This window comes from Bacteroides sp. UBA939, assembly GCF_002293435.1.
Taxonomy (GTDB): Bacteria; Bacteroidota; Bacteroidia; order Bacteroidales; family Bacteroidaceae; genus Bacteroides.
Map to the genome: position 1 here is coordinate 27,316 of NZ_DBDF01000065.1, position 13,015 is coordinate 40,330.

At 43.6% G+C, this 13,015-nt stretch carries 13 protein-coding genes and 1 pseudogene; 13 read left to right on the forward strand and 1 reads right to left on the reverse strand.

What is annotated here, in order from left to right; all coding sequences use genetic code 11:
- Positions 1-4: 4 nt before the first annotated feature.
- Positions 5-439, reverse strand: a complete 435-nt coding sequence (gene mobA, locus B2Z67_RS04540) for a conjugal transfer protein MobA (protein WP_291528631.1) — start codon at positions 437-439, stop codon at positions 5-7.
- An 804-nt stretch (positions 440-1,243) separates the two neighbouring features.
- On the opposite strand from mobA, the gene B2Z67_RS04545 reads away from it, so the two are divergent.
- The 13 genes and pseudogenes from B2Z67_RS04545 to traM all read left to right on the forward strand — a co-directional run.
- Positions 1,244-2,023: a ParA family protein gene (locus tag B2Z67_RS04545; protein WP_291528632.1), complete on the forward strand. Its 780-nt coding sequence runs from the start codon at positions 1,244-1,246 to the stop codon at positions 2,021-2,023.
- A gap of 5 nt (positions 2,024-2,028) precedes the next feature.
- Complete coding sequence (locus tag B2Z67_RS04550; protein ID WP_291528633.1) at positions 2,029-2,508, forward strand: DUF3408 domain-containing protein; 480 nt, start codon at positions 2,029-2,031, stop codon at positions 2,506-2,508.
- Positions 2,492-3,256 (forward strand): hypothetical protein, encoded by a 765-nt coding sequence (locus B2Z67_RS04555; RefSeq protein ID WP_291528634.1) that lies wholly within the window; start codon positions 2,492-2,494, stop codon positions 3,254-3,256. The genes B2Z67_RS04550 and B2Z67_RS04555 overlap by 17 nt, the downstream gene beginning before the upstream one ends.
- Positions 3,257-3,532: 276 nt before the next feature.
- A complete protein-coding gene (locus B2Z67_RS04560; protein WP_291528644.1) occupies positions 3,533-3,799 on the forward strand; it encodes a DUF4134 domain-containing protein in 267 nt (88 codons plus the stop codon).
- Positions 3,800-3,803: 4 nt separating this feature from the next.
- Positions 3,804-4,139 (forward strand): DUF4133 domain-containing protein, encoded by a 336-nt coding sequence (locus B2Z67_RS04565; RefSeq protein WP_291528635.1) that lies wholly within the window; start codon positions 3,804-3,806, stop codon positions 4,137-4,139.
- Positions 4,136-6,625, forward strand: a complete 2,490-nt coding sequence (locus tag B2Z67_RS04570) for a TraG family conjugative transposon ATPase (protein ID WP_291528636.1) — start codon at positions 4,136-4,138, stop codon at positions 6,623-6,625. Before B2Z67_RS04565 ends, B2Z67_RS04570 begins: the two co-directional genes overlap by 4 nt.
- A 43-nt stretch (positions 6,626-6,668) precedes the next feature.
- Positions 6,669-6,833: pseudogene (locus B2Z67_RS04575) on the forward strand (DUF4141 domain-containing protein); the annotation flags it as partial.
- Between the two features lie 593 nt (positions 6,834-7,426).
- The gene (locus B2Z67_RS04580; RefSeq protein WP_291528637.1) at positions 7,427-9,238 is read left to right on the forward strand and encodes a reverse transcriptase/maturase family protein; all 1,812 of its coding nucleotides are present in this window, start codon (positions 7,427-7,429) and stop codon (positions 9,236-9,238) included.
- A complete protein-coding gene (locus B2Z67_RS04585) occupies positions 9,226-9,810 on the forward strand; it encodes a conjugal transfer protein TraI (RefSeq protein ID WP_291528638.1) in 585 nt (194 codons plus the stop codon). Before B2Z67_RS04580 ends, B2Z67_RS04585 begins: the two co-directional genes overlap by 13 nt.
- 3 nt (positions 9,811-9,813) lie before the next feature.
- Positions 9,814-10,809: a conjugative transposon protein TraJ gene (gene traJ / locus B2Z67_RS04590; RefSeq protein WP_291528639.1), complete on the forward strand. Its 996-nt coding sequence runs from the start codon at positions 9,814-9,816 to the stop codon at positions 10,807-10,809.
- A gap of 93 nt (positions 10,810-10,902) precedes the next feature.
- Positions 10,903-11,526, forward strand: coding sequence for a conjugative transposon protein TraK (gene traK / locus B2Z67_RS04595; protein ID WP_291528640.1), 624 nt, complete (start codon positions 10,903-10,905; stop codon positions 11,524-11,526).
- 14 nt (positions 11,527-11,540) lie between these two features.
- Entirely contained in the window at positions 11,541-11,837 is a 297-nt protein-coding gene (locus tag B2Z67_RS04600; protein ID WP_291528641.1) for a TraL conjugative transposon family protein, read from the forward strand.
- Positions 11,838-13,015 (forward strand): conjugative transposon protein TraM (traM, locus tag B2Z67_RS04605; RefSeq protein WP_291528642.1); only part of this gene is annotated, 1,178 nt, incomplete at its 3' end.

The window sequence follows — 13,015 nt, forward strand, 5'->3', positions numbered from 1 at the left end:
TTCCCTATTTTTGCAACCATAAGCCGGAATATTTACGTTCAAAATCTTCAATCTGACCGGATATTTTCCGTTGCAATTCGACTAATTCGATGGTCGTTTTCTCTAATTTATAGAGCAATGCCATTGCTTTTTTCTCCGAGAAATTGGATTTCAGAGCCTTAACAATCTGATTGTAATTCGTTCCTATCGCCCGGAACTGTCCGTAGAAAGTAGTCAGTCGCATGTAATAATCCTGCATCCCTTTATCAATCTGCACCACTTTTACAGGCTTTGAGAAAATGCAGGAGAGTATAAACTTGGTCTTATCCTGTGCCTGCGATTGCTCAAACAGGCTGAGGAACTGGTCGTGCGTAACGGCATTCATCCGAACGCTGTACCTGAATACGGCAGGGTCTTGTTTCGGAAGCCTGCCCACCTTCCTTTTTCTCGTTTCATCCATTGAAAATCGTTTTTGAAAGTTGTTACTGAATTATGACTTCGGAGTAATTCCTCCCCTTTCAAGGGGCAAGGTGTTTTTGGCAGACAAATGCTATTTTGGCGGACAAAAACATACCTTGCCATGTTCTAATGAACATCGAAATCCACCCACATCCGTGTGCGGATTTGTGGCTAACTTTACTTTGAAAAAGTAAGTTCCGAGAGGAGGAGAATAATCCCGCTGCAAAGTTAAATCCATTGATAATAAGTGAGATAAAACGAAACTATGCCAACCACTGCCAAATACTACCACTCAAAAAAAGTTGTGGATTTTTATCTTTTTGAATAACTAAAAGAGAATATTCAGCCGGATTAGGAGAAAGAAATTCTTTCGGTAGAAAACAAAGGCTAAATAAACCAACATTCTACCACTGAAGTGCCAACCGCTACCACACAGGTCTGATTATTAGGATTATACAAAAATCATGTATTTACTTTGCCGGAGAAACAGGGAAGTAAGGAGTTGCTTTTTTATTGAATTGAACTTTTTGACAGTGCTGAAACAGAACAAGAGAGTGCTAAAAAACGACTGGTTTGCTGTTCTACTGGTTTGCTGATTTATTGGTTTACTCTTTTGCTGGCTTACAGTTTTACTGATAGACTGGTTTATCAAAGTAACTTCTTGAAGAACAAAGGACATATACCAGTGAAGGATTAGAGAAGAAACTCAGCATAAAAACAAAAACACAGTTAAGTAAAGAAGGACTTCCCCGCTTTTCTATTTCTATATAAAAGGAATGTTTCACTAAAATAATTATTTAAGAACATGGAAAAGAAAGAAAAGAAAACATTATTAGTTGCCTTTTCCACCCAGAAGGGCGGAATCGGAAAGAGTGCCTTAACAGTGCTAATGGCGAGCTACTTTCATTATGTGAAAGGTTACAGTGTAGGAGTGATTGATTGCGACTATCCGCAATACAGCATCTACAAGATGCGGGAGAGGGATAAAGAGATCGTAAACAAAATCCCTTACTACAAGGAGAAGTCCTTCAGCCAGTACAAAGAACTGGGCAAACGAAATTATCCGGTGGACAAAGCACCTGCTCCCCAAGCCATAGACGCGGCAAAGAAGATGATTGACGAATATATCGGCGACATCCCCGATATTATCTTCATCGACCTGCCGGGAACATTGAACAGCGAAGGAATTGTCCGCACGCTGGCATCGTTGGACTATATTTTCTCTCTCATCTCCGCCGACAGGATGGTATTGCAATCCACATTGGAATTTGCCGGAACCATCAACGACCGGATTATCAGTACGGGTAAAAGCCGGTTGAGGGGACTTTACCTCTTGTGGAATATGGTGGATGCCCGTGAGAAATCTGACCTGTACAAAATATACGAAGAAGGTATTGGCGAACTGGGATTATCCGTGATGAAGAATTTTCTGCCCGATACCAAACGCTACCGCCATGAGATGACCGAATCGGTTGCGCCCATCTTCCGGTGTACCCTTTTTCCGGTCGATAAACGATTGGTGAAAGGCAGCCGATTGGATTTGCTGGCAGATGAGATAGAAGAATTGATACATATTAAACAGTAACCGCTATGGCAAAACGCAGTGATGGAATCGTTAAAGTCGATGATATTGACGAAAAAGAATTTCTAAGTATTTTAGACGGCAGGGCGACACCTACCGCTTTACCCTCAAAAGATAAAAAGGAAAAGCCGGAAACTTCTGTTTCGGAAACGGAAGAGCCGGAAAAAGTTGTTTTTGAAGAAAAAGACTCCACGCCAAAACGTAGCTACAAGAAAAAGAGGAACAGCGAATATATTGACGCTTTCCTGAAACCCAGAGTATTGAAACAACGCCAAAGCGTATATATCAGTCAGGATGTACACGACTTTATTGCAAAAATTGTAAAGAAGTTGGGTGTAAGGAATATGACTGTCGGTGTATTTATAGATACGGTCATGACACAGCATATCACCGAACATGCCGATGAACTGAGGGCTATCTATTACAGGGAAGAAGCGGATATTTTCAAAAACATACTAAACAACAGCGAAGATGATGGAAACTTCTAAACTGATATTGATACTTATTATCTATACGGCTATCCTGCTACTTGTGGTATTTTACGTGTACCCTTTCGGGAAGGAGTTATTCAAACGCAGAATCTCAATTCGTATCCAAATCGGCACAAAAGAAAAAGAGCCGAAAGAAGCAGAGACACCAAAAGAATCAGTTGTTGAGCCGAAAGAACCTGAAAAATTTCCTTCCGTTTTAGGCAAATCAACTTTTGTCCTGCGCCAACCCCTGCCTCATGCTGCCACTGATTCGGAAACGGGAAATAGTACCAAAAAAGAAGATACATTTGTCCCCGAAACGGAAAAACCGGAGAGTTCGACTGTCAATTACGAAACGGGCGAAGGAGTAGAAATACCGGAAGAAGATAAGAATGTTCACACCCCCGATGTTGATTTGAATGATGAGGGAAAAGAACTTGAAGGTAATGACATTCAAGCAGAAGCCAGCGGAGTAGACTATCGGGAATTGGGGCAGACGGCAAAGGCGGTAAGCGATCCGGCAAACAGCAGCCCATTGGATGAAGAACTGGCGGGAAAGGTGTTGAGTGAAAACCAGTACACCGACTTGGTTAAATCCATGCAGAACGACCGTCCCGAATATTCCAAGCGGATAACGGAGTTGATAGATAAGTATGACCGGAAGCTGTCGGAAAGTCAGAACGGAAAGATAAAGACCAGTCGCAAGAAACAGAAACTATATGAGTCCGAAGATTTTAAGAATTTCAGTATTAACGAAATATCATAATATAATAGAAAGGAGGTAAGATATGGTAAAATAACCGAGTAAGAAGGCATCAGTAAATGCCGTAAAAAAGAAAAGATGTGTTTTGTATAGGGACTATTCACCCCGCTAAAAGAGCAAAATACATCTTCCATTATCCACAAATTAATTCAAAGTTAAACCCAGTCTTGGAGTAAGGGGAACCAATAAGGTAAGTTCCCCGCTCTCGGACTTAACAACAATTTTATGTCGAAAAAAATAAAAAACAACGTTCAGAGAAAGTTCTTCGCGCTGGTAGCCATGCTTTTCACAGTAGCCAACACATTTGCACAAGGCAACGGTATGGCAGGTATCACAGACGCCACCAGCATGGTTTCCGGTTATTTTGATCCCATCACCAAACTGATTTACGCCATCGGCGCTGTGCTGGGACTCGTCGGAGGCGTTAAGGTCTATTCCAAGTTCCAGTCCGGCGACCCCGATACAAGTAAAACTGCTGCCAGTTGGTTCGGCGGGTGTATCTTCCTGATTGTTACGGCGACTATTCTCCGCTCATTCTTCCTATAATAATATGGTGGAATTTAATATCAACAAAGGCATTGGCCGCCCGGCGGAATTTAGGGGTTTGGTCGCTCAATACCTCTTTATTTTTGTCGGCGGTCTGCTTGCCGTCTTTGTGGTAACGGTTATCATCTACATGATTGGCGTTCCACAAATGATATGTGTAGGATTCGGTTTGGTTTCCGGCTCCGTCCTTGTCTGGCTGACCTTCCACCTGAATGGGAAGTACGGACAGCACGGGCTGATGAAAGTACAGGCGACCAAGAACCATCCCCGGTATATCAGCAACAGACGGCGGCTTCAACGCCTTTTCACACATATCAAACGAAAGGAGGAAAGACAATGAGGAACACATCAAAAATAACCACGCTAGAAAATAAGTTTCCGCTGCTTTCGGTGGAGAACGATTGTATTATTAGCAAAGATGCGGATATAACAGTCGGTTTCAAAGTGGAACTGCCGGAAATCTATTCGGTAACCACCGAAGAATATGCCGCTATTCATTCGGCATGGGTCAAAGCCATCAAGGTGTTACCGGATTACAGTATTGTCTGCAAACAGGACTGGTTTACCGAAGAACGCTACAAGGCGGAGACTGACCGGGAAAATATGAGCTTCTTGAGTAAATCCTACGAACGCCACTTCAACGAACGACCGTTCCTGAAGCACACCTGTTACCTCTTCCTAACCAAAACGACGAAGGAAAGAGCCAAACAGCAGGGCAACTATACGGCTCTCACTCGTGGCTTCCTCGTTCCAAAGGAAATGCAGAGTAAGGAAACAGCACAGAAGTTTCTGGAGTCAGTCGACCAGTTTGAGCGGATTATGAACGATTCGGGATTCATTACGCTTCAGCGACTGACAACTGATGAGATTGTAGGAAGGGAGGACAAAGCCGGTATTATCGAAAACTATTTTTCCCTGATGGGCGATACCACTTCGCTGGAAGATATATCGCTCGGCGCAGGAGAAATGAAGATTGGCGATAATTTCCTTTGTCTGCATACGCTCTCCGATACGGACGACTTGCCGGGGAAAGTATATACCGACAGCCGTTATGAACGCTTGTCCACTGACCGGAGCGATTGTCGTTTGTCTTTTGCCGCACCCATCGGGGTATTGCTTTCCTGTAATCATTTGGTCAGCCAGTACATCTTTATAGATGACCATACGGAAAATCTAAAGAAATTCGAGAAGCAGGCGAAAAACATGCACTCGCTCGGACGCTATTCCCGTTCTAACCAAATTAACAAGCAGTGGATCGAAGATTACCTGAACGAAGCCCACAGCTTCGGACTGACTTCGGTACGTTGCCACGTCAATGTCATGGCATGGGCGGATAACCACGAAGAGTTGAAGCGTATCAAGAACGATGTGGGTAGCCAGTTGGCTTTGATGGAATGCAAGCCCCGCCACAACACGATTGATGTTCCAACGCTCTTTTGGGCAGGAATAGCAGGAAATCAGGGTGATTTTCCGGCGGAGGAAAGTTTCTATACGTTCATCGAACAGGCTTTGTGCTTCTTTATTGAGGAGACCAACTATCGTGATTCGCTTTCTCCCTTCGGTATCAAGATGGCAGATCGCAACGGCAAGCCCATCCATCTGGATATTTCGGACTTGCCGATGAAGAAAGGAATCATCACGAACCGCAACAAGTTTATCTTGGGGCCGTCGGGTTCGGGAAAATCCTTTTTCACCAACCATCTCGTCCGCCAGTATTATGAGCAGGGAACGCATGTGTTGCTTGTCGATACTGGTAATTCATACGAGGGTCTGTGCAACTTGATTCACAACAAGACGAAAGGGGAAGATGGAGTGTATTTTACGTACACCGAAGAAAACCCGATTTCATTTAATCCTTTTTTCACGGACGATGGGGTCTTCGACATTGAGAAACGGGAGAGTATCAAAACACTTATCCTGACGCTCTGGAAGCAAGAACACGAAAAGCCTTCGGGAGCGGAAAGCGTAGCCCTGTCCAATGCGGTCAATGAGTACATCACCCTGATAAAGAACGACAAGAGTATTGTCCCTTCGTTTAATACCTTTTACGAGTTCATCAAAAATGAATATCGTTCAAGTATCGACAGTAAAAAGGTAAGGGAAAAGGATTTTGATATAGACAATTTCCTTTTCATACTCGAACCATTTTACAAGGGTGGCGAATACGATTACCTGCTCAACTCCGACCAAGAATTGGACTTACTGAACAAACGCTTTATTGTATTCGAAATTGACAAAGTGAAGGATAACCCCGTTCTTTTTCCTATCATCACGATTATCATTATGGAGGTGTTTATCAATAAGATGCGCCGTCTGAAAGGGGTGCGAAAGATGATACTTTTGGAAGAGGCTTGGAAGGCAATCGCTACCGATTCGATGGCTATGTATTTGAAATATTTGTTCAAAACCGTTCGTAAATTCTTCGGAGAGGCAGTGGTGGTTACGCAGGAAGTGGACGATATTATCCATTCCCCAATCGTTAAGGAAGCCATTATCACTAATTCCGACTGTAAAATCCTGTTAGACCAGCGAAAATACATGAATAAGTTCGATGGCATTCAGAATATGCTTGGGCTGACGGATAAAGAACGGGGACAGATACTTTCCATCAACATGGCGAATGACCCTTCGAGGCTCTATAAGGAAGTGTGGATAGGATTGGGTGGGGCGCAGTCGGCAGTCTATGCCACAGAGGTTTCCAGAAGCGAGTATCTGACCTATACCACTGAAGAAACGGAAAAGGTAGAGGTCTTCCGCCTTGCCGAAGAATTGGGCGGGGACTTGGAACTCGCCATAAAACGGCTCTCCACAAAAGAAGAAAAATAAGAGTTTAAAAATCAGTAATTTATTTATTAAAAATCAAGTAAATATGAAGATAAGAATTTTCATGTTATGCGTAAGCTGTATGCTTGCCATAACGGGGGCGAAAGCCCAATGGGTGGTCGCCGATCCGGGAAATCTGGCGCAGGGTATTATCAATGCCACCAAAAACATCGTGCAAACTTCGAGTACGGCAACCAACATGCTGAACAATTGTGCGCCCATCAAGGCGATATAATGAATGTAGCACTAGCAAGCTATTAGGTAAGTGTTCTTTGAAAAACCTATCACCACCCACTTATCTGCAATGGAAACAACGCAGGGAGTATAGCATGTCGGGAAATCCATAAGTCAATTAGTTACCAAATTGCGACTGAATGGTGAGGTGAAACAGATAGATATGGGGATAAAATCCTGATTGATTGAATGATAGTCCGAGTGGTACATGAGCAGACTATAGCGTAAGGTAACTAAACTCGCTATACCTATGATACTTCTGTTGTGGAAGTTGTACAGCAGAAGCAAGAACCTATCAGAGGCACAAGTGCAATAAGCAATAAAGGGCGGAAGTCATATCCGACAATCTATCACAGCTAAAATAATCTGAGTAATCAGGTTACGTCATTTATATCACAAATGGGGATTGCCTAAACCGGAAAGCCAGTTGTAAGGCTATGGGGTCTGCCCCTGAATATCCGGCATGGCAACGGAGCTTCCGTAGTAGTCCGAGCAAGGGAAAGCCTTGTACATGGCGAAGGGGAGCAGCTAATATTTTTAGTACAAATAAAGGAAAATGTGAGAGACATTATGAGAAGTCCGGAAAAAGTATTAAACAGTCTATCAGAGCATAGCAAAATTTCGACGTACAGATTTGAACGGCTTTACCGTATTCTGTTCAATGAGGAAATGTTTTATGTTGCCTATCAACGCATTCATGCGAAACCGGGCAATATAACAAAAGGTTCAGACGGGAAAAATATAGACCAAATGAGCCTGCCTCGCATTAAAAATTTGATTGATTCGCTGAAAGACGAATCATATCAGCCCCAACCATCAAGGAGGGTATATATCCCGAAGAAAAACGGGAAAATGCGTCCACTTGGTGTACCGACTTTTGATGATAAGTTACTGCAAGAGGTAGTTAGAATGGTATTGGAAGCCATATATGAAGGAAGTTTTAAAGATACTTCACATGGATTTCGCCCCAAACGAAGCTGTCATACGGCATTAGCTCAAATCCAAAAGTCATTCTGCGGAACAAAATGGTTCATAGAGGGAGATATCAAAGGATTCTTCGACAATATAAACCACAATATACTGATACAGATATTGGAGGAACGTATTGTAGACCAAAGATTCATTCGCCTGATACGAAAATTTTTGAACGCAGGATATATCGAAGACTGGAAATTTCATAAAACGTACAGCGGAACGCCGCAGGGAGGTATTGTAAGTCCGATTTTGGCAAACATATACCTTGATAAATTAGACAAATATATGAAAGAGTACACACAGAATTTTGATAAAGGGAAGAACAGGAAGCGGAGTGAAGAATCCCGTTCAATCGGGCATAAGATACGCTGGGCTCGGGAAAAACTAAGAATGGTAACGGACGAAACCGAAAGAGAGAAATGGACTCTACGGCTGAAAGCCTTGCAAAAGGAAAGTGTACTAATACCAAGTGGTGACGAAATGGATAGTAACTACAGAAGATTAAAATATGTGAGATATGCAGATGACTTTCTGATTGGAATTATCGGGAGTAAAGAAGATGCAGTTAATCTAAAGGAAGATATTAAGAATTTCCTAATGGATAAACTTGCCTTAGAACTCTCGGATGAGAAAACCCTGATAACCCACACTCAAAAAGTGGCAAAATTTCTTGGATATGAAATTGATGTAATGAAATCCAACACCACAAGAAGAAGCAATAACGGAGCATTAAGACGAGCCTTTAACAAAAGAGTTCGGCTAATGATTGGAAAGGATATGATAAAAAACAAATTGCTCGACCATCGTGTAGTGGAAATTAAAATACACAATGGAAAAGAGCAATGGAAACCAAAATCCAGACCAAGACTTACAATTATTGACGACCTTGAAATTCTTGAAAAATACAATCAGGAAATAAGGGGATTGGTAAACTACTTTTCTTTGGCAAATAATGCCCGTGAGTTACAGAGTTTTGGATATATCATGCAATATAGCATGTATAAGACCTTTGCTCATAAATATAGAACTAAGGTGACTGAAATTTTGAAGAAATATCACAAGAACGGTCATTTCACAGTAAACTATAAACTCAAAAACGGTACAGTGAAAAGCAGGCTCTTTTATCATGACGGGTATAAACGAAAAGACCCGATGGAAAACGTAAATATTGACAATCTGCCAAACGTAGTTATGTACACAGTATCAACAAGCCTCATTGACAGGCTGAAAGCGGAAAAGTGCGAACTATGCGGAGCCACGGATGGGCTGATTATGCATCATGTGCGTAAACTAGGTGAGCTGAAAGGCAAACAACCGTGGGAGAAACTTATGATTGCACGAAGACGCAAAACAATAGCTGTATGTGGTAGTTGTCATCAAAAAATTCATTTAGGATGTATAGACTGATAATATTAGTGGAGAGCCGTATACGCAGGAATGTGTACGTACGGTTTGGAGGCGAGTATTTGGAAACCGACCATAGTAATATGATACGGCGCCGGGTACTTAGCCTACTTAAGGAAGTTCAAAAAGTATATAATCAAGGGCGTGAGTATTACGATGCCCTGAAAAAGGTAAATAATCTTGTGAAGGACGCGCGCAAAGTGCAGAAAACCATCCTTTTGGTGGGCGAAATTACCGACATCTATGTGAACAGCTTTGAGAATATGCTCTCCGATGACAATTTTACGGTAGAGGAATTAGTCGCTATCGCCAATGGTTATACCAAACTGCTCAACGAATCGGATGATGTGTTGCAGGAACTCAAGGGGATTGTGAATGTCAGCACCCTGTCGCTGTCCGATAAGGAACGGATGGAGGTGATAGATAATGCCTACAACAAGATGCTGGAATACCGCAATCTGGTGAAGTATTATACCAACAAGAATATTTCTGTGTCCCTGCTTCGTGCGAAGGTAAAAAACGAAACGCAGCGGGTATTGGACTTGTACGGGGACGAAAACGACAGATATTGGTAAGCTATGGAGTTTGAAAACATCCATCAGATACTCCGCGACCTGTACAGCGACATGATGCCGCTCTGCGGCGACCTCATCGGGGTTGCCAAAGTCATTGCCGGAATCGGTGCATTGCTCTATGTCTCTTCTCGTGTGTGGCAATCAATCGCTCGGGCAGAACAGATAGATGTCTATCCGCTGCTACGTCCTTTTGCCATCGGCATCTGCATCATGTTCTTTCCGACATTGGTGCTGGGTACGGTAAACTCTATCCTGAATCCGGTGGTGCAGGGTGCGCACGGAATACTGGGACAACAAACATTGGATATGCGGGCATTGGCGGAAACCAAAGACAAGCTCGAAATCGAGCAGAAAAAACGTAGCAAGGAAACCGCCTACTTAGTCGATCGGGAGGAGTTCGACAAGAAACTGGAGGAACTTGGTATCACGGATGCGCCTGAAATAGCGGGGATGTATATAGAACGCGCTTTCTATGACATGAAGAAATGGTTTCAAAGCCTGTTCCGCTCGTTTCTGGAGACACTTTTTAATGCCGCCGCCCTGATTATAGATGTGATACGGACATTCTTCCTGATTGTCCTTGCCATCTTGGGGCCGATAGCTTTTGCTATCTCGGTCTTCGATGGCTTCCAATCGACACTTGTCCAGTGGCTTACCCGCTATGTCAGTGTTTACCTGTGGCTTCCCGTATCGGATTTGTTTAGTTCCATCATGGCGCGGCTTCAGGTGCGGATGCTCGAAAGCGATATTACCCGTATGCAACAAGACCCGAACTATTCGCTGGACGCTTCTGACGGTGTGTATGTGGTTTTCCTGCTTATCGGTATTGTGGGATTTTTTACGATTCCGACTGTTGCCGGATGGATTATTCAGGCAGGGGGCATGGGTAACTACGGTAAGAATGTGAACCAAGCCTCATCCAAAGCGGCTACGATGGCCGGTGCAGGAGCGGGTGCGGCAACAGGGAATGTGGTTGGTCGTTTGAAGAAAATGTTGTAAGCAGAGCCAATGGTCTAATAAGCCAATGTGCCAATGGATAGATAATTACAAGGCTCGGTAATTACCATTGGTATATTGGCACATTAAAAAAACATGGAATTTAAAAGTTTAAAAAATATCGAAACGAGTTTCCGGCAAATCAGGCTGTTCGGCATTGTCTTTCTTTGCCTATGCGCCATAGTCGCCGGATACTCCGTATGGAGCGCATACAGTTTCGCCGAAAAACAGCGAGAGAAAATCTATGTGCTGGACGATGGGAAATCGCTCATGCTCGCCCTGTCGCAAGACCTCTCGCAAAACCGTCCGGTGGAAGCGCGGGAACATGTCAAACGTTTCCACGAACTGTTTTTCACGTTATCACCTGACAAGAATGCGATAGAGAGTAATATCCGGCGGGCGATGGTGCTTTGCGACAAGACGGCTTTCAATTACTATAAGGACTTGGCGGAGAAAGGCTATTATAATCGAATAATCTCCGGCAATATCATTCAGAACGTGATTGTGGACAGTATCCGCTGTAACTATGATGTGTATCCCTATCAGGCTGTTACGTATGCCCGCCAGATTATCATCCGGGAAAGCAACCTGACGGAACGTTCGCTGGTTACCACCTGCCAACTGCTGAACACATCCCGATCGGATGACAACCCTCACGGCTTCTTTATGGAGAATTTTGAGATAAAGGAGAATAAAGACTTGATGACCGTTGAACGCTAATATCTTATCAAACAATGAAATATTTAAAGCATATTCTCAAAGAAATAGGATACAGCATCAATGATTTTCTGCGCCGGATATGCGGAGGGCTTTCTCCCGATGCACGGCTGATTGTCATTCTCTCCATGTTGCTGGTTTTCACCATCGGAAATCTGTATTTCTCTATCTCCACCATATACAACTGGGGACATACGGACGGAAGAAAAGAAATTCCCGAAGTGCAGCACATAGAGGGTTTGGAGATAATAGACTCTCCGATTGATAGGTATCTACAAGACATGGACAGTATTAATCATCAAAATTTTGAATAAATGAAGAAAGAACAGGAAAAAGAAAAACCTGATCCGCATAAACAGCAGGAACAGGAAAAACAGAAGCAGCAACTGAAAAAGTACGGCTTCTTCGCCCTGATAGGCATTATCTTCTTGGGGGCGTTGTACCTGATTTTCGCTCCCTCTACCGCCGATAAGGAAAAAGAGGAACAGGGGACGGGCTTCAATATGGAAATTCCAGACCCCAATAATCAGGGAATTATCGGTGATAAACAGAAAGCCTACGAACAGGAAGCCTTGATGCGTAACAAAAATGAGAAACGCAAATCACTGGAAGACTTTTCATCTCTTATTGGAGGCGAACAGGAGGCAATAGACGAAAATGTAACCCTGATAACCGAAGAGAAGACAAGCCGAAAGCCTGCGCCTTCGAGAGATGCAATCCGCAACTCCGCATCTTCTTACCGGAATATCAGCAGCACGTTGAGTAATTTCTACGAAGAGCCAGCCAAAGAAGAGGATGAACAAGTGCAGCTTGCCCTCGAATGGCGCATTCAGGAGTTGGAACGAAAATTAGAAGAGGAAACTGCCAAGCAGAATGCAGCCGATGACCAGTTGGCTCTTATCGAAAAATCCTATCAGATGGCGGCTAAGTATATGCCGAATGGGCAAGCATCCCAAGCTAAACAAGCGGAAAGCGAAGATATAACGCTTGAAGCGGGAGGTTCTCAGGGTAATACCTCTAATAAAAGTGGCAGGAATGATAAGGCGCAAGTATCTGTTATCAAGCAGGTACGTGAGCAAACGGTATCGGCTCTGGCGCAGCATATTCCCAACACTGAATTTATTGCAGGTTTCAACCAGCCCCGCAATGTCGGCTTTAATACGATGGATGCGGTTGCCAGAGTAAACGAAAAGAATACCATTTCAGCGGTTATCCATGATGACCAGACGCTTATCAGCGGGCAAAGTGTGCGGCTGCGGCTGACGGAAGCCATGATAGCGGGTACTACAGTCATTCCTGCCAATTCCATTCTGACAGGTACAGCAGCGTTGCAAGGCGAAAGGCTGGGTATCTCCATCAATTCCATTGAGTTGAGCGGGGCGATTATTCCGGTGGAAATCCTTGTCTATGATTCGGACGGGCAACAGGGCATTTTTATTCCGAACTCACTGGAACTGGATGCTGTGAAAGAAATTGCCGCCAATATGGGAAG

What these genes read in the sequence shown, in the direction of transcription:
- mobA (WP_291528631.1), bottom strand. Translation starts at nt 439, where the DNA reads ATGGATGAAACGAGAAAAAGGAAGGTGGGCAGGCTTCCGAAACAAGAC.
- B2Z67_RS04555 (WP_291528634.1), top strand. Translation starts at nt 2,492, where the DNA reads ATGATGGAAACTTCTAAACTGATATTGATACTTATTATCTATACGGCT.
- B2Z67_RS04550 (WP_291528633.1), top strand. Translation starts at nt 2,029, where the DNA reads ATGGCAAAACGCAGTGATGGAATCGTTAAAGTCGATGATATTGACGAA.
- traK (WP_291528640.1), top strand. Translation starts at nt 10,903, where the DNA reads ATGGAATTTAAAAGTTTAAAAAATATCGAAACGAGTTTCCGGCAAATC.
- B2Z67_RS04585 (WP_291528638.1), top strand. Translation starts at nt 9,226, where the DNA reads ATGTATAGACTGATAATATTAGTGGAGAGCCGTATACGCAGGAATGTG.
- B2Z67_RS04565 (WP_291528635.1), top strand. Translation starts at nt 3,804, where the DNA reads ATGGTGGAATTTAATATCAACAAAGGCATTGGCCGCCCGGCGGAATTT.
- B2Z67_RS04570 (WP_291528636.1), top strand. Translation starts at nt 4,136, where the DNA reads ATGAGGAACACATCAAAAATAACCACGCTAGAAAATAAGTTTCCGCTG.
- B2Z67_RS04600 (WP_291528641.1), top strand. Translation starts at nt 11,541, where the DNA reads ATGAAATATTTAAAGCATATTCTCAAAGAAATAGGATACAGCATCAAT.
- traJ (WP_291528639.1), top strand. Translation starts at nt 9,814, where the DNA reads ATGGAGTTTGAAAACATCCATCAGATACTCCGCGACCTGTACAGCGAC.
- B2Z67_RS04560 (WP_291528644.1), top strand. Translation starts at nt 3,533, where the DNA reads ATGCTTTTCACAGTAGCCAACACATTTGCACAAGGCAACGGTATGGCA.
- B2Z67_RS04580 (WP_291528637.1), top strand. Translation starts at nt 7,427, where the DNA reads ATGAGAAGTCCGGAAAAAGTATTAAACAGTCTATCAGAGCATAGCAAA.
- B2Z67_RS04545 (WP_291528632.1), top strand. Translation starts at nt 1,244, where the DNA reads ATGGAAAAGAAAGAAAAGAAAACATTATTAGTTGCCTTTTCCACCCAG.